This window comes from Paraburkholderia jirisanensis (assembly GCF_054782355.1).
On sequence record NZ_BAAGSQ010000012.1, the window covers coordinates 163,215 to 184,390 of the forward strand.

General features: G+C 64.4%; 13 protein-coding genes and 1 pseudogene. 4 read left to right on the top strand and 10 right to left on the bottom strand.

Annotated elements, in window-relative coordinates:
* Window positions 1-263 precede the first annotated feature (263 nt).
* The gene (locus ACYVNQ_RS07455; RefSeq protein ID WP_460901847.1) at window positions 264-3,470 is read left to right on the top strand and encodes an acetoacetate--CoA ligase; all 3,207 of its coding nucleotides are present in this window, start codon (window positions 264-266) and stop codon (window positions 3,468-3,470) included.
* Window positions 3,471-3,637: 167 nt separating this feature from the next.
* Here the strand turns inward: ACYVNQ_RS07455 and ACYVNQ_RS07460 are convergent, their stop codons facing one another.
* Entirely contained in the window at window positions 3,638-4,675 is a 1,038-nt protein-coding gene (locus ACYVNQ_RS07460; RefSeq protein ID WP_460901848.1) for an acyltransferase family protein, read from the bottom strand.
* 332 nt (window positions 4,676-5,007) lie between these two features.
* Here ACYVNQ_RS07460 and ACYVNQ_RS07465 point away from each other — a divergent pair, with 332 nt between their 5' ends.
* Window positions 5,008-7,110: an acyltransferase family protein gene (locus ACYVNQ_RS07465; protein WP_460901849.1), complete on the top strand. Its 2,103-nt coding sequence runs from the start codon at window positions 5,008-5,010 to the stop codon at window positions 7,108-7,110.
* A gap of 156 nt (window positions 7,111-7,266) precedes the next feature.
* Here the strand turns inward: ACYVNQ_RS07465 and ACYVNQ_RS07470 are convergent, their stop codons facing one another.
* Window positions 7,267-8,433, bottom strand: coding sequence for a glycosyltransferase family 2 protein (locus tag ACYVNQ_RS07470; RefSeq protein ID WP_460901850.1), 1,167 nt, complete (start codon window positions 8,431-8,433; stop codon window positions 7,267-7,269).
* Between the two features lie 342 nt (window positions 8,434-8,775).
* Here ACYVNQ_RS07470 and rfbA point away from each other — a divergent pair.
* A pseudogene (gene rfbA / locus ACYVNQ_RS07475) lies at window positions 8,776-9,660 on the top strand (glucose-1-phosphate thymidylyltransferase RfbA); the annotation flags it as partial.
* Between the two features lie 153 nt (window positions 9,661-9,813).
* Window positions 9,814-10,887, top strand: a complete 1,074-nt coding sequence (locus ACYVNQ_RS07480) for a glycosyltransferase (protein ID WP_460901851.1) — start codon at window positions 9,814-9,816, stop codon at window positions 10,885-10,887.
* 74 nt (window positions 10,888-10,961) lie between these two features.
* On the opposite strand, the gene ACYVNQ_RS07485 is transcribed toward ACYVNQ_RS07480, so the two are convergent.
* The 8 genes from ACYVNQ_RS07485 to ACYVNQ_RS07520 form a co-directional block, all read right to left on the bottom strand.
* Entirely contained in the window at window positions 10,962-12,215 is a 1,254-nt protein-coding gene (locus ACYVNQ_RS07485; protein WP_460901852.1) for a flippase, read from the bottom strand.
* A 34-nt stretch (window positions 12,216-12,249) separates the two neighbouring features.
* Entirely contained in the window at window positions 12,250-13,431 is a 1,182-nt protein-coding gene (locus ACYVNQ_RS07490) for a glycosyltransferase family protein (protein ID WP_460901853.1), read from the bottom strand.
* A gap of 264 nt (window positions 13,432-13,695) precedes the next feature.
* Window positions 13,696-14,832: a DegT/DnrJ/EryC1/StrS family aminotransferase gene (locus tag ACYVNQ_RS07495; protein ID WP_460901854.1), complete on the bottom strand. Its 1,137-nt coding sequence runs from the start codon at window positions 14,830-14,832 to the stop codon at window positions 13,696-13,698.
* Window positions 14,833-15,086: 254 nt separating this feature from the next.
* A complete protein-coding gene (locus ACYVNQ_RS07500) occupies window positions 15,087-16,715 on the bottom strand; it encodes an O-antigen ligase family protein (RefSeq protein WP_460901855.1) in 1,629 nt (542 codons plus the stop codon).
* A gap of 84 nt (window positions 16,716-16,799) precedes the next feature.
* Window positions 16,800-17,750 carry a glycosyltransferase family 2 protein gene (locus ACYVNQ_RS07505; RefSeq protein ID WP_460901856.1) on the bottom strand — a complete coding sequence of 317 codons (951 nt, stop codon included), beginning with the start codon at window positions 17,748-17,750 and terminating at the stop codon, window positions 16,800-16,802.
* A gap of 1 nt (window position 17,751) precedes the next feature.
* Window positions 17,752-19,020 (bottom strand): glycosyltransferase family 4 protein, encoded by a 1,269-nt coding sequence (locus ACYVNQ_RS07510; protein ID WP_460901857.1) that lies wholly within the window; start codon window positions 19,018-19,020, stop codon window positions 17,752-17,754.
* Entirely contained in the window at window positions 19,008-20,111 is a 1,104-nt protein-coding gene (locus tag ACYVNQ_RS07515; protein WP_460901858.1) for a glycosyltransferase family 4 protein, read from the bottom strand. Before ACYVNQ_RS07515 ends, ACYVNQ_RS07510 begins: the two co-directional genes overlap by 13 nt.
* A 26-nt stretch (window positions 20,112-20,137) precedes the next feature.
* The gene (locus ACYVNQ_RS07520) at window positions 20,138-21,175 is read right to left on the bottom strand and encodes a glycosyltransferase family 2 protein (RefSeq protein WP_460901859.1); all 1,038 of its coding nucleotides are present in this window, start codon (window positions 21,173-21,175) and stop codon (window positions 20,138-20,140) included.
* Window position 21,176 lies beyond the last annotated feature (1 nt).

The window sequence follows — 21,176 nt, forward strand, 5'->3', positions numbered from 1 at the left end:
CCCGTTGGCAGCGCCAGGCCCGGGCAGCGCTCGCGCATCGCGCAGACGCGTTCGCAGCGCATCACCCGGGTTGGTTGGATGCCGAACAGATCATCGGATCGATAGCGCTTAGCTTGGCGTGCACGGGCATGGGAATCGAAAACGCGGCAACCGCTGCGGCAACGGTACCCACCACAGCCACGTCAATAAATTCGCGCGCGCAGCTCACCTACATGAGCATGGCGACGCCGCCACGGCGCAATCAGCCATTCGCGGAGGGGTATATGGAAGTGCAGCACAGTGTCGGCAGCAGCGACGCAGCGACCACCAGCGCAAAGCTTGCGCGCACACCGATTTACGTTCCATCGCGAGAGCGCGTCGCCGCTTCGCAGATCAACGCCTTCGCGGCGGCGCTGCAGGCGCAAACCGGCGTCGACTGCAGCAGCTATCCTGCCTTGCACGCGTTTTCCGTACGCGACTACCGGACCTTCTGGCGCTTCTTCGTCGAATCGACGCACGGTCTCGACTATGCGGGCGACGTCGAGCCGGTATGCGTCGGCGACGTATGCGAGCACGCGCGCTTCTTTCCGAACCTCGAACTCAACTATGCGGACAATCTGCTCGGCACGCAGATCGCACCGGCCAGCGCACCTGCGCTGACCGCCTGTCACGCGGACGGCCGGCGCGTGCGTCTGACCCGTGGCGAGCTGCGCGAACGCGTAGCGCGCCTCGCGGCGGCGCTCGAGCGGCTCGGTATCAAAAGCGGCGACCGCATTGCCGCCGTGATGCGCAACGACGAACAGGCGATCGTCACCGCTCTCGCCGTCGCGGCCATCGGTGCGACACTCTCGACCGCATCGCCGGACATGGGCAGCGAGGCCTTGCTCGACCGCTTCGAGCAGCTCGCGCCGCGCCTCCTGTTCGCGCACACCGCGACGCTGCCCGCCGACACCGGCATGACGCCGGCCGAAAAAGTCGCGAGGCTCGCCGCCGCACTGCGCTCGCTCGACGGTATCGTCACGCTCGACGATGGGCCGCTGCCCGCCGGCATCATTCAGCCGGTGCACTCAGTGGGCAAACTGATCGCCGGCAACGACGCCAGCGGCTTCGTGTGGCAGCGCTTTGCGTTCAATCAGCCGCTGTTCATCATGTTTTCGTCCGGCACGACCGGCAAGCCGAAGTGCATCGTGCACGGCGCCGGCGGCTCGCTGCTCGAGCATCTGAAAGAACATCGGCTGCACAGCGACCTGCGGCCCGGCGACAAGATGTACTTCCACACCTCGTGTTCGTGGATGATGTGGAACTGGCAGCTGTCGGCTCTCGCTTCAGGCGTCGAGATCGTCACGTACAGCGGGCCGCTTGCGAGCGTCGATACGTTGTGGCGTCTGGTCGCGGAGGAACGCGTCAATGTGTTCGGCACCAGCCCCGCGTATCTGAAGATGTGCAGCGAAGCGGCGCTCGAGCCCGCCGAGCAATTCGACCTGCACGCGCTGCGCGCGATGATGTCGACCGGCGCGGTGCTGTACGACGCGCAATTCCAGTGGGTGCACGATCACGTCAAGCCGTTGCAGCTGCAATCGATTTCCGGCGGCACCGACATTCTCGGCTGCTTCGTGCTCGGCAATCCGGGCCTGCCCGTGTTCAGCGGCGAAGCGCAATGCAAGTCGCTCGCGCTCGACGTGCACGCATGGGACAACGCAGCCGGCGCACCGGCCGACGGCATCGGCGAGCTGGTCTGCACGAATCCGTTTCCATCGCGCCCGTTGGGCTTTTTCGGCGATGCGGATGGCTCGCGCTTTCACAAGGCTTATTTCGCTGCGAACGACGGCATCTGGACTCACGGCGACCTGATCGAATTTTCCGCGCAAGGCAGCGGCCGCCTGCACGGACGCTCGGACGGCGTGCTCAACGTGCGGGGCGTCAACGTCGGCCCAGGCGAGATCTATCGCGTGCTCAGCGACATCGACGGCATTCGCGAAGCGATGGTGGTACAGCAGCAGGTGCCCGGCGGCACGCCGCGGGCCAGTGCCGCGCCAACAGCGAGCGCAGCACAAGCGGCACAGGCCGCACCGGTCGAATACGACCGGCGCGTCGTGCTGCTGGTCGTACTGCAGCAAGACGTCACGCTGAACGGCGCGCTGATCGCACAGATCCGCCGCGAACTCGCACGTCGCGCATCGCGCGCACATGTGCCCGACGTCGTGATGCAAGTCGATGCGCTGCCGGTCACGCACAGCGGCAAGCCGTCCGAAGCGGCCGCACGGAGCGCAGTGAACGGCCAGACGGTCGGCAACAGCGGCGCGCTGCGCAACCCCGAATGCCTCGAGCAGATCCGCAACCACCCGGCTCTCGCACAAACCATCCGCGAGTTGCCGCCGGTCGGCGACACGCCCGAACAACTCGAACGTTATCTGCAAGCGCTATGGGAACGCCTGTTCGACCTGAGCCCGATCGGCCGTACCGACAGCTTCTTCGAACTCGGCGGCGACTCATTGCTGGCAGCGGCGATGATCGCCGAACTGCGTGACGCAACCGGCGTAACCGTCACGCTGGCCACGCTGCTCGCCGCCCCGAACATCGCGCAACTGGCTGCGCACGTCCGCGGCAGCCATGCGTCGAGCGAATCGCAAGTGATCGTGCCGTTGCGCGCCGGCAGCGGCGCGCCGGTGTTCTGGGTGCACAGCATGGCCGGCTCGGTGATGGAGTGTCTGGCCGTCGTGCATGCGCTGCGTACGCCGCGCCCACTGATCGGCCTGCACGCACGCGGCCTGAGCGGCGAAACGCCGCCGCTGCAGGACGTCGCGCAGATGGCAGCGTCCTACATCGTCGAAATGCGCAGCGTGCAGCCGCAGGGCCCCTACTCGCTGATCGGCTACTCGTTCGGCGGGCTGGTCGCGTACGAGATCGCGCAGCAGTTGCATCGGGCGGGAGAACAGATCGAGCTCGTATGTCTGGTCGACACCTATGTGCACGAACGCTGTCTGCCGTTCGGCACATGGCTGCGCTTCCAGCAGGCGTGGGCGAAGCGCCAGTGGAAAACCTTCAGCCAGCTGCCGTTTGCACAGCGCAAGCACTTTATCCTGTACAAGCTCGCAGGCCTGAAGGACAAGATCCGGCTGCGTCTGGGCCGCATGGCGCATGCGCCGCTACGCGAGATCGCGCATTTCCCGCCGGTACTCGTGCGGGTTCGCGAAGCGATGCGCGTGGCGATGACCACCTATCGTCCGCAGCCATACGACGGCAGCCCGGTTCACTACGTGCGCGCCGCGCTGCCGGAGCCGGAGCGTGGCGATCCGCTGCCGTTGTGGCGACGCATCGCGCGGCGTGGCCTCGCCGTCGCGCAGGTGAGCGGCAGCCACACCGAGATGATTCTGGAACCGAATGTCGAGTTGCTGGCGGCGACGCTAGACCGCGTGTTCGGCCATGAGATCGCGCCGGCAGGTTCGCAGACGGCCGGCAGCGGCCTGCGCACGAAAAGCGGTTACGCCTGAGCGGCGTTTGACAAAACAACGCGGCCACCGCCCTGAAAACGCGGTGGCCGCATGCTGATTGCCGTCGTTCAGCGAATCGACACACCGCCCGCGTCGCACATCTGACGCACATGCGGACGCCCACTACCCCCCTCCAGCGCGAACCAATCCAGCTCGCGCTCCAGCGATTAACGCACCGCGTTGTTATCCGCCGCCAGCCCGCCAGGCACCCGTGCTTCGAGTACGCGTCGCGCCGCCTTGAATAGCGGCCGGTCGACGAACTTATAAAACAGGCAGCCGACGCAGGTCGCGCACACAATCGCCAGCAGCGCGCCGAGCGTGGTGCGCACATCGAAGCCATGAACCACACGCGGCAACAGCTTGCGCATCGATTCGACCACAAACGGATGGCTCAGATAGGTCGCATAACTCGCGTCGCCGATATAGGCCAGCATCCGCGTGAAGCGATTGTCTGCAATCACGCCTTCGAGGCTCAACGCGCACAGCACCAGGCAGAACGACGGCATGCCATTGCGTATCAGCGGCGAACTATCGGGCAACACCCATTCCGCGCAGGTCATGAACACGTACATCGCGACCACGCCGAACACCGCCAGCGGCACCGGTACGCGCGTGCCGCGCTGCCACGCGAGCCACACGGCGATGCCAAGCGGAAACTCCAGCAGCCGGTCCTGAGCGAGAAACAACCAGAGTGCGTGGGTCGGATGCGCGGCGCTTGCGCAAAAGAACAATGCGCCGAGCAGCAGCGTGATGAACGCAAAGCGCCGCTCGCGCAGCAACAGCAGCGCGAGCGCCGTCACCCCATAAAACAGGATCTCGTAGTTCAGCGTCCAGCCGACGAACAGCATCGGATACATCTGCCCGCTTTCTTTCAGATACGGAATGAAGAACAGCGACTTCAGCAATTCCGACAGGTTCGCTGTCGTCGAATTGAACAGATCGGGCTTCAGCACCGCACCGAAAAACACGACCAGTGTCATCAGCCAATACAACGGCACGATGCGCGCTACGCGGCTCACGGCGAACTCGCGCACCGTGATCGTGCCGGCGCCGAGCGCCAGGGCGATCACGAAGCCGGACAGCACGAAGAAGATATCGACGCGAAACGCGCCGAAGGCGGTGCCATTGGTGATCATCACGTGGTGCACGATCACCGTTGTCGCGGCTACGGCACGCAGAATCCTGATCGAGTTGAGCTTACGCATCGGTGACTCGCTATGGATGGTGTGCGGATTCTAGGCTGACGAAATAGCGTGAAACGGACAACATCCGGTGACGGCCCGCCTTACTCGCACATGCGTGTGCGCTGCGTCGGAAACGCCGCACGCTTGTCCGCTCGCACCTGGGGAATGGCCGACGCTGCCACGCCACGCGGGCCAGTATTGATATGCAGGCGGCGCCGCTGGAAAGCGCGCAATCGATCCGTTGCGCCAACGGCACCACCTGCAGCGCCGCACGCCATCGTGCGGCGCCGGCGGCGGCCACCGCCACACCACACAATCAGCGCCAACGCGCAACAGACACCCAAGGGTGCGCCATGAATCCTCGCCAGATGAGCACCGGCATGCTCGCCGCGGAGCGACACGCTTACGCGCCTTATATCGACGGCTTGCGCGCGCTCGCCGTGCTGTCGGTGATCGTCTATCACCTGCATCCGCAGTGGCTGCCGGGCGGCCTGGCCGGCGTCGACGTATTCTTCGTGATCTCCGGTTTCGTGGTTAGCGCGTCGGTCGGCGCGCTGCGCGCGGTGAGCCTCAAGCAGTTCGTGCTGTACTTCTACGCACGCCGCGTGCAACGCATCGCGCCCGCGCTGATCGTCTGCCTGCTTGTCACATCGCTCGCCTCTGTGCTGTTCATTCCATCGGCGTGGCTAAGCGATACGAATTCGAAAACCGGTTTGTTCGCCTTCTTCGGCCTGAGCAATCTCGTGCTCGCGAAAACCGGCAACGACTACTTCTCGCCGCGGGTCGAGTTCAATCCGTATATGCACACCTGGTCGCTCGGCGTCGAAGAGCAGTTCTATCTGATCTTCCCGCTGCTGTTTTTCATGTGGGTCAGCAAGGTGCCGCGCAGCAAGCTGACGGTCGGGTTGTTCGGTGTGGGCTTCGTTGCATCGCTGGCGTGCGCGAAGTGGTTGTCGATCTCGCATGAGACGCTGGCGTTCTATCTGATCTTCAGCCGCTTCTGGGAGCTCGCTGCCGGCGTGCTGCTGTATCAGGTGCTCAGCCTGTGCGGCCGGCCGTTCGGCGTCGCCGAACGCGGCGCCACGTGGCTTGCGTCGGGCGGCGCGCTGCTGGCGCTTGCGCTGCTCGCGGCCAGCCTCGCGTTCGGCACGCCGAACTCGTTTCCGTTTCCGGGCGCGCTCGCGCCGGTGGCCGGCACGCTCGGCCTGCTCGGCTTCCTGCATGGACGGCGCACCGAAGGCCTGTTGCACCGCGTGCTGGCGTCGCGCGGTGTGGTGTTTATTGGCAGGATCTCGTATTCGCTATACCTGTGGCACTGGCCGGTGATCGTGCTGCTGCGCTGGACCACCGGCGTCGACGAAGCGCGCTGGCGCATTCTCGCCGCCGTGCTGACCTTCGCGCTCGCCACCGCGTCGTACTACCTGATCGAGAACCCGGTGCGCCGCGCGCCGCGTCTGCGCGTCATGCCGCGCGCGGCGCTGGTCGCGGGCGGTTTCGGCACCATCGTGCTCGGCGCCGCGCTCAGCTTCGGCATCTATCAGCAGCAACCACGCTTGTCGCTCAGCGTCGTATCGCATCAGGCCGACGACTGGTATCCCTACGGCTCGCTGAACGAGCGCTACGCGGGCTGCAGCGAGAAGTGGGACACGCGCAAGCTCGACGACGGCCCCGTATGGGCGTATTCGCGGGTAGGCTGCCAGGTCGCACCGCGCTATGCGAGCCGTCTCTACGTAATCGGCGATTCGCACGCGATGGCCTACAGCCTGATGTTCCGCGAGCTGGCGCTGCAGACCGGCGTGGAAGTGCTCGCGTATAACAACGGCGGTTGCGCATTCATCGGCTTCCTGTCGGTCGATAGCGCCGACGTCAAACGCTGCAAGGCCTACGACGACGACGCGTACGCCGAAATTCTCGACAAGGTGCGTGCCGGCGACGTGGTGTTCATGCCGTCGCTGCGGCTGCCGCGCTTTTCGGACCAGTTCGCGCGCTTCGACGAGCGCGCCGCGCACGACGCGATGTTCAGCAGCGCCGCATTGGCGAACCGGCGCGTGCAGGAGCAGGAAGCCATCCGGCTGTTGCGCGCGCTATCCGACAAGGGTGTAAAGATCGTGCTGGAAGCGCCGGAGCCGGTCTTCAGGATGCCTGCGTTCCGCTGCGCCGACTGGTTCAACCGCGACAATCCGATCTGCGAGTCGGGCAATCGCGTGCGGCGCGCCGACGTCGAAGCGTATCGCACGCCGGTACTCGATTCCTATGCGCGGATCACGCAGGCGGTGCCCGCGGTCAGCGTATGGGATCCGCTGCCGATCCTGTGCCCGGACGACGTCTGCTCGACGCATGCGGGCACCGTGCCGCTGTTCTTCGATGGCGACCATATCAGCGGCTATGCAAACCGGCTGTTGGCGCCGAACTTCCAGCAGTTCATCGCGAATCTGATGAGCGCGCCGCAAACCTGAGCGCGGCGCAAGCCGCGCTCGACACCCTGCGCTAAAACGAATGCGGCGTGCCATCGAAATCGATGACACGCCGCATTTTCATATCTTCCTGTCGATTGAGTCGTGCACAGGCAAAGCGCGCAACGTCATCGCGCTATCCGTGCCGCGCTCAGGCTCTCAGGCAAACTCGTCGTCGCCCCCGATCAACCGGTCGCGTTGCAACGAACGCCAGCTTTCATAACGCGCCGTCGGCGCGCCGACAAAATCCGGCTCATCGCGCTTCACGTGCAGCTGATCGGTGTAAGCGCCGTATTCGGCCGTATGCTGCCGGCGCACCGCCTCGGCCTGCAGCTTCATACCGATGTCGGCGAGGAACTTGAAGTGCAGCAGCGCACCCGTCATCGTCTTGCCCGAACGCGACAGCGGCTGGTTCAGGCGCGCCGGCCACAGCTGATGCGACGACTTCAGATACGCATACGGCCGCTTCCACAGCACGAGCGGCGTCTTGTTGAGCGCGGGTCCATCCCACGCATCGTCGAAGAAGATGCGCGCGCGTACGCCGCCTTTGGCCCACGTAGTACGCGAACGCGGATCGTAACGCGTGTGATAGCCGTAAGCATCGTAGAGCGGGCACACCGCCGCGGGGTTTTCGCCGGGCGCGCAGGTGTTCTCGCTTGCCTTGCCCGTGCTGTACATGTCCACCATCAGGCTGTTCACCGAGCGTTGCCCATTGCGCATCAGATGGGCGGTCAGGTCCGCGATGCTTTTCGTGTCGTTGTGAGGGAACACGAAAAACTCGTCGGCATCGACATAGAGCACCCATTTTCCGCTGCAGTATCTGGACAACACCGTATTGATCCAGTCGTTGCCGAAGCGCGATTTCTTGTACGAGCCGCGCGCGGCAAAGATCGACACGCCCGGTTCCTGCTCGAGCAAGTCGCGCAAACCGTCGGTCGATTCGTTATCGAGCACGATGAACTGCTCGAAGCCAAGCGACTTGTAATAGCGCAGGAAATACGCCATCCGGTGCGCTTCGTTGTGCACCGTCACGATCAGCACGTGCGACGCCGCCGCGAGCCCAGGTGTCACGCGTACCGCGGATACCTGATGCGCTTTCGCGATGCGCCGCAGGTGCGCCTTCGAAAATTCGGCCACGCCATACAGCAACGCCGTCAATGCGCCGAGCCCGCCGCTGTCCGCGTGCGCCGCGTGCGCCACCTGTGGATCCGCGCCGTAAACCGGCAGCGCGCCGTGCTCCGCGGCACTGCGTTCTCCGCTGTTGCGAAATACCCCGTTCGCCGGTTGTGCAAGGCGTATGGGCGTGTATTGATCGTTGGTGGTCATGTGCAAAATCCCCGGCGGACAGCAGTGGGCGCGGCGTGCGCAGCTTCATACAAAGCAGGCTGTGCATCGCTTCGCATGCAAAAAAATACTAGCATCGAACGCGTCGCCGCCAATGTTCGCGCGCGCAAGTTTCTGCAGTGCAATGTGGCCTGCCGATCCTTACGCCCGCCACCCTCGCGAATGGCCGATAGCGCCGGGATTTGGGCCGAAGCGGCGGGCCTCGCCTGCCTAGAATCCGTAAAGAGCATCGGTCCGCGCCGCATCTCGCGGGCCGGTTTGCCGCGCCGGCCGCGACCGGCGCAACCACGGCGCTGCCGCGCCGCTGACGTCACGGAGACTTCGATGGCTCGCAAAGGCATCATTCTGGCGGGGGGATCGGGCACACGTCTGTACCCCGTCACTCATGCTGTATCGAAACAGCTGCTTCCGGTCTACGACAAGCCGATGATCTACTATCCGCTGTCGACGCTGATGCTCGCCGGAATCCGCGAAGTGCTGATCATTTCGACGCCGCAGGACACGCCGCGCTTCGCCGCGCTGCTGCGCGACGGACATCAGTGGGGCATGAACATCCAGTACGCGATGCAGCCGTCGCCGGACGGCCTCGCGCAGGCATTCATCATCGGCCGGCAGTTCGTCGGCCGCTCGCCATCGACGCTGATTCTCGGCGACAACATCTTCTATGGTCACGAGCTGCCCGACCGGCTCGCGCGCGCTGCTGCGAGGAAGCACGGCGCGTCGGTATTCGCCTATCACGTGAGCGATCCGGAACGCTACGGCGTGGTCGAATTCGACAGCCAGCAGCGCGCGCTGTCGATCGAGGAAAAGCCGCTCGTGCCGCGCTCTAACTATGCGGTAACCGGCCTCTACTTCTACGACAACACGGTGTGCGACATCGCGGCGGGTATCGCGCCGTCGCCGCGCGGCGAACTCGAGATCACCGACGTCAACGCACATTACCTGCGCGAGGGACGACTCGACGTCGAGATCATGGGCCGCGGCAATGCGTGGCTCGATACCGGCACGCACGAATCGCTGCTCGATGCGGCGATGTACATTGCGACGCTGCAGAAGCGCCAGGGGCTGATCGTCTCGAGCCCGGAAGAAGTGGCTTACCGGCAGGGCTGGATCGACGCACAACAGCTGCAGAACCTCGCGATGCCGCTAAAGAAAAGCGGCTACGGCGACTATCTGCTGAGCATCCTGGACGACTTGCCGGCCACGCCGCGCGATCTCGATCCCACCGTACTGCACGATTTCGATCTGCTCGGCACGCTCGGCAGACACACTCACGCACTCTCGCCGTAAAGAGCGGCGCGCAGCACCGCACACGACAAGAGCGGCACTCAAGTGCACGCCGGCAGCAAGGACAAAGCGATCATGACGATTACCGTATCGGTGGCGCTCGCGACCTGCGAAGGCGCGCGCTACCTCGCGGCGCAGCTGGAGAGCCTCGCCGCCCAGAGCTGGCTGCCGGCCGAGCTGGTGGTCTGCGACGACTGCTCGAACGATGGCAGCGTGTCCATTGTCGAGACATTTGCGCGTACGGCGCCGTTTCCGGTAAGGCTCGTGGTCAACCCCAGGCGGCTCGGCTACCGCGGCAATTTCATGCAGGCCGCGCAGCTATGCAAGTCCGACGTGATCGCTTTCTGCGACCAGGACGACGTGTGGCACACGAACAAGCTGGCCGTCTGCGTCGACCGCTTCGTGAACAGCGACGTGCTGCTGCTTGCCCACAACGCGATCGTCACCGACAGCGAGCTGCAGCCGATCGACACGCTTCTACGCGATGCGCTGCCGGCCGCGTACAACCCGGCATTGAGCGTCGGGCCACTGGCCTATGGCCTCGGCTTTACGATGCTGTTCCGGCGCCAGCTACTGCTGTTCGCACCGTATTGGAACCGCTCGCTCGACTTTCACGACGGCACCAGCCGCGAAGGGCACGACCAGTGGCTCTTTTTCGTCGCCAACGTGTTCGGCGCGATTGCGTACGTCGACGCGCCGCTGGCCCGATATCGCCGGCATAGCGCAGCGGCCACCCACACACACTGGGCCGGCGCGTCGTGGCTCGCACGCAGCGCGCCGCTGCTGTTCGACAACCAGCAGCACTGGCGCAACTTTGCGGTGGGCTGTGAGCGCCGCGCGGAGATCCTGCGCGATATCGCTGGGGCCTTCACACCGCACCATGCGGCGGCCGCGCTTGCCGGCGCCACACGTTTTTCCGCCTACGCGGTGCTGTATCGTCGGCGTATCGAGCTCTACAACGCGCCATCGCTGCTGCGGCGCTGCGCGATCTTTCTGCGCATCGTCGCAAGCGGCGGCTACCGCGGCAGCGCATGGGCGAAGGACAGCCGCAGCGCGCTGAAAGACCTGCTGCTTGGCGTGTTTGCGCTGGGCGGATTGCGCAAGCACTTCGACTCCGGCGGCGACGGCTTTCATCTGCACCGACACTAGGCGCGCGGCAACGCTCATTGCGTCGCTTGTTGCGTCGCTTGTTGCGTCGCTTGTTGCATCGCTCGCGGCAACGCTCATTGCGCGCTCGCCGCCATGCGGCGATTCTTGAAGCCGCGGCACTCCAGACAGATCAACCCAACCACCAGCAGCTCGGTCAACACCACTGATGCTGCCGTACCGGTCGCGCCGAACTCCTTGACGAGAATCACCGACTGCACGAAGTGGAACGCCGCCGCAATGCCATAGATGCGCTTCAACGAGCGCAGTTCGCCCTGCGCGACGAGGCGCAGCTGCATCAGCACCATCGCAATGCCGACCACGCCCGGGAAGAAAATCAGCGCCTTCAGCACCGGCACGGCCGGCAGGAATTGCGCACCGAACGCGAGCACCACCAGCTTCTCGCCGCCAATGAAGACCGCCAGAACCGCACACGCGTTCAGCGCCACCACCGTCAGCACGAGCTTGCGAATCATATCCTCGGCTTCTTTCGTATGGTGCTCGGCGTACAGCTTGCAGATGCGCGGGAACATCGTCTGGATCAGCGGCGAGAAGAACGACTTGATCGGGCTCACGACCTTGTCGGCCATCACGTAGAAACCCACTGCTTCGTTGCCGACCAGAAACTTCAGGATGATCGCGTTCAGGTACGTGTACATAAACGCGAACGCCGATCCCGAGAACACGTGGAACGCTTCAACCGACTGCTGCCAGAGCTCTTCGCGCGAAATCTTCTGCCACTTGCCGAGCATGCCGGTGCAATGCGCGATCGCCGTCAGGATGATGCCGCAGGCGAGCAGCGGCGCAAAGAAACACACCGCGGTGAACAGATAGTCATCAGACGTCTTTACCAGAAAGAACAGCACGATCAGGCTGACGACACGCGTCGACAGGCTAATCACCGCCATCAACGGCATTTTCTCGAGGCCCTGATAGAGCCACACCGGGTTGATCACGGTGCCCGCCAGCGACAGAAAGCCGATCAGGATCACATCGCGATCGCCACGCAGCGCCGGCACGAACTGCACCAGCCCGAACACCACCAGCGCGCATAGCAGCGCAAGGCTGCCTTTTGCGATCGTCACGATCCAGTAGCTGCGCGTCAGCACGTCGCGATCGCCGCGATGAATCGAGATCTTGCGCGCCGCTGTCAGGTCGAAGCCGAAATCCGTGACCGTGATGAAAAACTGCATGAAGGCCACCGCGAAACTGACCTGACCGAAGCGATCAGGGCCCAGCGTGCGCGACAGAAACGGCAGCGCAATCAGCGGAACGATATAGCCACATGCCTGTATCACGTACAGTGCGGCTGCGTCTCTTTTGACCGACAAGGGGATGTCTCCTGTAAGAGTCGTGCGGTGCGAGCTAATACCGCGCGCGGTCGTTGTGCTGCAGCTCTTCGCCGCTCACCAGCGCATCGAAAAACTGCTGATAGTCCCGGCAGCACGTGTGCCAGCCGAATTCGGCCGTCGCCACGTCGCGCTTGTCGTGCTGCGCGGCGCGCTGCCACTTGCTCGCGGCATAGCGGACCAGTTCCGGCAGTTGCTCGACGCGATCGAACAGCAGCACGTTGTCGAACTTCTTCGCGGCCCACACCATGAACGGCGTGGCACGCGCGATCAGCATCGGCACGCGGCCGATCGCTTCGAAGAACGCGCCGCTCACCAGCATCGAGTCGGCGACGTGCGGCAACACCAGCACGTCGGTCCGGCTGATACGCTGCTCGAATTCCGCATCCGACAGAAAGCGCGCATCGATGCGCACCGTGTCGTGCAGCGCGCGGCGCGCGATCACGTCGTGCAGCGTCTGCACGTATTCCGCGCTGCCGTTGCCGGCGATTTCGAGCTCGCATTGTTGCGGCCATACTTCGAGCACCGCGGCAAGGTCCTTGTATGGACGGATCGTGCCGAGCATCGCGAACTGCGGCGCATGCCCCGGCTGCACCGCAGCGCGCGGCGTCGCCTCGTAGCCGGGCATGTCCCAGTACAACGGATGCGGCAGATAGTGCGCGCGATAGGTCCGTTCGAAGGTCGGCGCGTGCACGATGCGCGCGTCCGCCATCCGGCGTACCAGCGCCATCAGCCCCATCGACAGCTTGCGCATGAAGCCGACCGTGTCGTGCACGGCGTGGTCGTGCACGAAGTAGACGACCTTCGCGCGGCCAATGACGATCGCGCAGCAATAGAACAGGAAGACGAGGCATCCAAGCGGCGAAATCAGCGTGCGGCCGCCTTTGCGTTTGAACGGCCGCAACTCCAGCCAGTGGAACACCAGCACCGTGCGCGCGCTGAACAGATGCGCGAAGCCGCCGTGCAACAGGTTGTGCGCGGACATCGGCGCGACGTCGTAGCCGCTTTGCGCGAAGATCCGCTTGACCATTTCGATGTACGGATTGGTCGTGTTGGTGAACGGCGAGTGCAGGATGCGCACGCGCTGGTTTGCGCGCGGCTTCGCTCGCCGTTCGGCTGGCCGTTCGGCTTGCTCGCCAGCGGTACGCGAGCCCGTGCCTGGCGTCACGCTGCCCGGTGCGTCCAGCGCATCTGTCATGTCCGTCGTCCGTACGCGCGCTGTGCGGCGCTGCGCGCCTGCGCCTGCTGCGTCATCCGGTGCGATCTCTAGCATCGCGCCCTCCGCTGTCGAGCCCCCAACCTGCATGCGCAATTCGCTGCCGACGCATGCGCTCTTTTATTCGCCGCCCTTCGCTACGCTGACCCGCGTGCGGGCAAAGGGCGGGTTTGCCGCTACTGCCATGGCTACCGCTATTGCTGCTGCAACCGCTTGTGCTCGTGCTTTGACCACCGCGCCGCATCGTCACGCAATCGTGCCGTTCGCACACGCAAGCAGGATGTCGATAATCCGCTCCTGCTCCGCCGCTTCGAGCATCGCGTACAGCGGCAGGCACAGCACCTGTCCGGATGTCATGCTCGCCACCGGCAAGTTGTCTCGCGATGCGGACGCCAGATCGCGATACGTCGCGAACTCGCTGATCAGCGGATAGAAGTAACGCCGCACGGCGATATGACGCGCACGGAACTGCTCGAACAACGCATCGCGGCTCATCGGAAATTCCGGCATCACCCGCACCGGGAAGTACGCGTGATTGCGCGTGTCGCTGTCGGCAATCTCATGCAGCTTCAGCCCGCGCACGCCGTCGAGCGCTTCACGGTAGCGCGCATCGATACGCGCGCGCGCGGCGAACGCCTGGTCCACATGCTTGAGCTGCAGCATGCCGAACGCGGCCTGCACCTCGTTCATCTTGCCGTTCAGGCCAGCCGCGCCGACCGTCACCTCATCGACGATGCCGAAGTTCTTCAGCCGGTCGATGCGCCGCTTGGTTTCCAGATCGCGGCAGATGATCGCGCCGCCCTCGAACGTGTGATAGATCTTGGTGCCGTGAAAGCTCAGGATCGACATATCGCCGGCACGCAGCACCGATTGCCCGTTGCGCTTCACGCCGAACGCATGCGCCGCGTCGTACACGACACGCAGCCCGTGTTTGTCGGCAATTTTCTGGATCGCGTCGATGTCGCACGGGTTGCCGTACACGTGCACCGGCAGGATCGCCGTGGTTTGCGGCGTGATCGCCGCTTCGATCTTCGCCGGGTCGAGATTCATGCTGACGGGATCGATGTCGGCGAACACCGGCTTGATGCCGTTCCAGTGCAGCGCATGCGTGGTGGCGACGAACGAGAACGGTGTGGTGATCACTTCGCCCTTGATATCGAGCGCCTGCAGCGCGGTCATCAGCGCGATCGTGCCGTTCGAAAACAGGCTGACGTGCTCGACACCCAGATGCTCGCACAGCGCCTGCTCGAGCTGGTGATGGAACGGGCCGTCGTTGGTCACCCACTTGTTGTTCCAGATCTGCTCCAGATACGGGGTGAATTCCGCCAGAGGCGGCAGGTACGGCTGCGTCACCGGCACAAAGCTGGCTTTCTGATTGTCCATGTGAATGCTCGCACAGTTATGGCGTGCTACCGGTTTTGTGTAACGCGGCCTTTCGGTCCGCGCCCGGCAAGCGACGCAATCGGCCTTTCTCGTCGAAATCGACACCCGCGTGATGCAGCGCCGCCCGATACAAACCCCGCGGTTGCGGCTGCTGCAGAGGCATTGCGCTCTACTGCTACCCCTACGCTCAGACTTACTGTACGTAAGCGAGCTGTGCTGAATCCGCCGAAATCACGGCGTATTCGGCCATGCGTTTACTGCTTGTGCGGCCACGCGGGCACCCGGCTCTGGCGGCGCGCGCCGGTGACCGGCACGAGTGCGTGCGAGGTGCTGCAGGCAGGCTCGGATGCGGCTGCGGTCGCAGCGGCCGCCATGGCTGCCGACGCGGCTGAAGCAGCGGCAGCAGCAGCCGCTGCATGTGCCGTAGCAGGCCGTGCGGCACGGCCTGCTGCATACGCGGCACGCGGTGCACGCACGCCGCCTTGCTGCGCGACGCGACGTCCGTGCGCAGCAGGTGCACGCTGCCCGGCCGACAGCGCGAGCCCTGCGGCGGCGGCGGCAAACAGATAGAAACAGGAGCCAAGCTCGAACACGGTGCCCGACACGGAGGCCACGATCAGCACGCCGAGCATGCCCTGGCGCGACGCGTAGCACACCGCGCGATCGGCAGGCGGATGGCTGGTCGAGATCGGCGACAGCACCGAACGCGCGACAAACAGGCCAAAACAGATCGTGCCGATCAAGCCGAGGTTGGACATCAGCACCAGCGCGAAACTCGACGCACGCGAGCTGCCGACACCCACTCCGAGCCCATAGGTTTCGATGAAGTTCTTGATTGCCTGCATATTCCACGCGGTACGCTCGACGCCCGAATCGCTATCGGCTTTGGCCAGCAGCGTCTGCTCGAAGAAGTCGCTGATCACGGTGATCAGGCTCGGCTTCAGCACGATCGCGAAGATCACGCCCAGCACGCCGACGCAGCCCAACACGACGCACAAACGGTTCTTGCGGACCCGGCTGTGCGGCGCGACGCGCTCGGAGCGGCTGAAAAACAGCACCAGCAGATACGCAGCAAAGCCGACGTAGGCAGTCGCCGAAGTGGACATGATCAGCATCACGCCGGACGCGGCGCTCAGCACCGCGGTGAGTTTCGGCCGATAGCCGAGCAGCCACAGGTTCGCAGTGAACGCGAACAGCGGCAGCGTGAAATACGAAAACGCAGCCGATTCCGGAAACGTGCCGGTGATGCGCTTGAGGCCCGCGAGCTCTTCGTTGTCGTGCAGCGTATAACCGGCGGTCTTCACCGCGGCCAGCACTTCGGAGCCACCGGCCAGATCGATGATTGCCGCGCAGATGTTCAGCGCGGCCAGCACCAGCATCGCCCTGGCGAAGTACTGGTAGCCCTCGCGCCGCGACAGAAACACCGACATCGCGCAATACATCACCAGTTCGGCCACCGCATAGATCGACTGGCTCAGGTTGCCCGACACCGGCCCGAGCGGCGTCATCGCGGCCGCATTCGGATCGGAGCCGGCGCGGTCGATCGCGAACACAAGGGTCGAGCCGGCCAGCGCGCGCGGCAGGAAAATGCCGCCGAAGGCCGCCACGCAGACAACGCACACCAGCCAGAAGCCGGGCCGGTCGAACGCGATCGCGCGCAGCAGCATCGGGCCGCCGCCGATATTGAACGCACGCAGCGAGAAAAACGCCAGAAACAGCGTGACCGGCACCAGCGCGAGGCCGCCGAGCGCGGGGAACGAGATCGTCGCGGCCGCCGCAAACAGACAGCACAGCGCGATGAAATAGATCGCCCACTGATAGCGCAGATTGAGCGACAGCACGCCCAATGCAAACACGATGACGCCGAATACCTGGATTTCCATGATGCTGCGCCCCCCGGCGGCCTTTCGTGTAATCGAACCTGCTACGTACTGCGTGCTTCGTGATACTGGTTGCCGGCGCAACCTTCAGCGCCGGCCGCGTGCTGCGATACCGATATCGAGGATGCGTTGCGGATGGCTGCTGCCGCGCACGAAATCGACGAACGCGAGCACATTGCCTTTGAGCCTTCCGCGATAATCGAAAACCGGATCGCGCCGCAGGCTGTGATACACGTTCGACAGCAGATGTCGCGTGATGAACTTGTAGGCCTTCCTGCGCTCCATGGTGTTTTTCTTCATCAGGAAGATCGGGTTGGCGATCTGCGAGTAGCCGAAGCGCACACCGGAGATGCGACCGCCCTTCACGCCCAGGTGCACGCCGATGCACGCCGGTTCGTACAGGAACTCGCCGAGCCCGAGCTTGAGCGCCTGCGACGTATAGTCCTGATCCTCCTGCCAGCCGTACAGCGGCAGCGCCTCGTCGAACTTGCAGGCGCGGATCACGCGCTCGACGAAGGCCATGTTGCAGCCGTAGGCGGAGTTCAGCAGCCGGCGCTCGTCGCCGGACGCCCAGTGCTGCTGCCGCGCGGATTCGCCGCGCAGATACTTCAGCGCGTCCGCTTCCGAGATGCCCTTGTTGCGCACGCCGTCCGCCAGCACCTGGCCGGTCATGCCGATCACGCCGGGCGCTTCGCTGAACAGCGCCGCGCATTTCGCCAGCCACGCGCGATGCGGCCGGAAATCGTCGTCGAAGAACGCGGCAAACCACGGCTCGCGCATGTTTTCGTCGTCGAGGTCGCGCAGCAGTTGCGCGACGCCGACATTGCGCTGCACGGTCAGGCCCGGCGCTTTCGACAGCATCAGCTTGATGCGTGTATGCGCATGCAGCGGGTGGCCCGCGACCTGCGGCAGATCCGCGCTTTCTGCGCCGACCACGTAGATCGCATCCGGACGGGCCTCCTGCTGGTACAGGAAATCGAACAGCGTGGCAGTTTCGACTGCGCGCCCTTTGGTCGCGATGATCACGTACTTTTTCATATCATTCCTCGGCCATCAGCACAGGACGTTGGCGGACCCGGGCTATGCCCGTCTCAGCGCCATCGGGAAAGAGCGGCGCGCGAATCACCGCATCGCGGCACGCATCGTCGACCACGCGTCTGAATTCGTTGCGAAAGCGCTCCGGCGCAAAGCGGATCGCGTTGCGATGACAGACTTCCGGATGAAACGGCCCAAGCGTTTCGAAACGCGTCAGCGCGGCCACGATCGCAGCGACGCTCTGCTCGCGATAGAACACGCCGGTGCGACGCATCGGGTCGGGCGATTCGATCACCGTTTCGAGCACACCGCCGCGGCCGTACGCAATCACCGGCGCGCCGCACGCCTGCGCTTCGACCACCGAAATGCCGAAGTCTTCTTCCGCGGCATACAGGAAGCCGCGCGCGCGCTGCATATGGTCGATCAGCACGTCGGCAGGCTGATAGCCGAGCAGCGTCACGTTCGGGCCGGCTACCGCCTTAGCCTTGTCGAAGTCCGGGCCATCGCCGATCACCACGAGGCGCTTGTCCGGCATCTGCGAAAACGCCTCGACCAGCAGCGGCACGCGCTTGTACGGCACCATCCGCGACGCGGTCAGATAGAAGTCTTCGCGCTGCGTGCCGAGCGCGAAACGCTCGACGTCCACCGGCGGATAAACAATCGTTGCGTCGCAGCCGTACGTCTTGCGCATGCGCCGGCCGATAAAGGCCGAGTTCGCCACAAATGCATCGACGCCGTGCACGGTCCGCTGATCCCAGATCCGCATGTAATGCAGCACGCTGCGTGCGAGCCAGCTTTTCGGGCCGTGGTTCATGCCCGCTTCGTTCAGATATTCGTGCTGCATGTCCCACGCGTAGCGGATCGGCGAGTGCACATAGCTGACGTGCACCTGGTTCGGTCCGGTCAGAATTCCCTTCGCCACCGCATGGCTCGACGAAATCACGAGGTCGTAGCCGGACAGATCGAACTGTTCGATCGCCAGCGGCATCAGCGGCAGATACGTGCGGTATTTCGTCTTCGCACGCGGCAGACGCTGGATAAACGAAGTCTGCGCGTGCTTGCCGAGCAGCTTGTCGCGATGCTCGTCCGGAAAGAAATCGACGAGGCTGAACAGGTCCGCGTCCGGGAACATCGCGATGATCTGTTCGAGCACGCGCTCGGAGCCCGCGTAAGTGACGAGCCAGTCGTTGACGATCGCGACGCGCCCGTACCGCGGCGATACATCGTTCGCGTGGTCGTCATCGGGTACTTCGCATTGCGCTAGGTCAGCCATGGCGAAATCTCTTCGAGTAGCTTGATGGCCGTCGCACGCCACGTGAGCTGCGCGGTTCTGGCACGGCCTTTGGCGCGCAGCGACGCGCGCAGCGCGGTATCCGTGGTGATCCGTTCAAGCAGTGCGGCCAGTTCGCGCGGCTCGTCCGGCGACACGTACAGCACTGCATCGCCGCACGCTTCCTGCACCGCCGGCAGCCGCGACGCGATCACCGGGCACCCCAGCGCCAACGCTTCGACCGGCGGCAGCCCGAAGCCTTCATAGCGGGACGGGTACACGAAACAGGCCGCATGCCGATACAGCGCGTTCAGATCTTCGTCCGCGACATACCCCAGATGTTTAACGAAAGCGGGCAGCGCTTCCTGTGCGTTGCCGTACACCCGCGCATCACCACCGCCGACCACGACGATATCGAACGCTGCATCGCCAAGCAGGCGTGCGGCATCGCACACTAGCTGGAAGTTTTTGTGGCGGTTCATGCTGCCGACTGCCAGCACGTAGGGCCTGGGCGCGGTGGCGCCGTATGACAGCACGCCGGCCTCGCGCACACGCAACATGTGCTCGCCGCTTTCCGGCACCACGCCGATCTTGCCCGGCGCAATGCCGTACGCATCGCACAGTTCGCGGCGCGAAAATTCGGAGACCGTCAGCACGCGCCGCGCGATCTGGCCCATGCGCGGCGCCATCACGCGGTACCACGCGGTGAAGGCGCGGCTATAGCTGTCCGGCATGCGCACCGGCGCCGCATCGTGCAGCACGGTGACCTGCTCGCGCACGAACAGCGGCCCGGTATTGCATAGATTGAGCAACAGCGAGCCGTGCGCGGCGCGCGGCAGGCTCAGCTGTTCCCAGCGCATACCGTGACCGCTGCCGACTGCGCGCAGCCCGATATGCGCAAACGGATTCGGCAATCCGCCCAGCGCCTGCGGCACGACGATCTGCGCATTCAGATTCGCGACGATCGGATCGTTGGTCTTGATCAGTTCGTCGATCGCGCGAACCGTCTCGAACGCAAAACGGTCGACACCGGTCGCCTGACGTCCGAGAAAGCGGCCGTTGATCACAAGGCCGCGTTCTGCTGTTTTTTTCATGTGGATTCCCCGTACCCGATGAACCGCTAACGCCCGGGATGCGCCTGCCTCGCGAGCGGATTCGCGATGTAACGCACCACGTGGTCCGACAGGCGCCGCGACGGCACCAGACACAAGGCCGTCAGCGCAAACGCGCCGAGCTTCTTGCCGGTGCCCCAGAACGGATTGCCGAACACCGAGCGAAAGTAGTGCCGCGATTCGAAGGCGAACCAGTGCCAGCGTTTTCCAAGCGGCGCTTCGTAGACCTCGGCGCACAAGCGCGCCTTCTCGTACGAGAAATCGACGCCCTGCGGCGGCAGCGCTTCGCCGAGGCGCTGCGCGACCAGCTCACGCAACGCGTTCCAGCGTTGCGGAAAGGCGCTGACCACTTCGTTGATGTCCTGGCAGTTCGCGATCGACAGACCGATCTTCGGCGCGCCGCCGTGTTCGTCGGCGACAAACGAGCGGTGCACGCGATAGCCGCCGAGCGGCTTGTCGATCGAATGGATCGCGCCGACCATCGCGACGCCGTAGATCGCGTAGAAATCCGCCGCGATACGCCGGCCGCTGCCCAGTGGAATCGGCAGAATCTTTCTTAGCGCGCTGACGCGGTATGCGTTGCCCGATGCCGGCGGCGACGGATACAGCCAGCCGCTTTTCAGCAGCTTGCGGCAGTCCACCGGCGGTTGCGAGTTCGGCACGTGGGCACCGGTATGCGAGCCGTCCTGCGCGATCACGTCGAGGGTGAACTGCACCTTTGCATAGCCGCCGCGTTCGAACGCGTCGAGCACCTGCTTGACGGCGCCGTCGTACAGCACGTCGTCCGAATCGAGGTAGATCAGGTACTCGGTATCCGCCAGCGCGAGGCCCTGGTTGTACGCGGACGCCTGCCCCTCGTTCTCCTTGAACACCGCGGTCAAACGGTCGCCGTAGCTTTCGATGATCGCGCGCGAGCCGTCCGACGAACCGTCGTCGATCACGATCACCTGGGTGCGCGCCGGTTCCTGGCACAGCGCCGAATCGATCGTGTCGCGAATGAAGCGCTCGTAGTTGTAGCTACAGATGATGATCGTCATGTCCTTCATC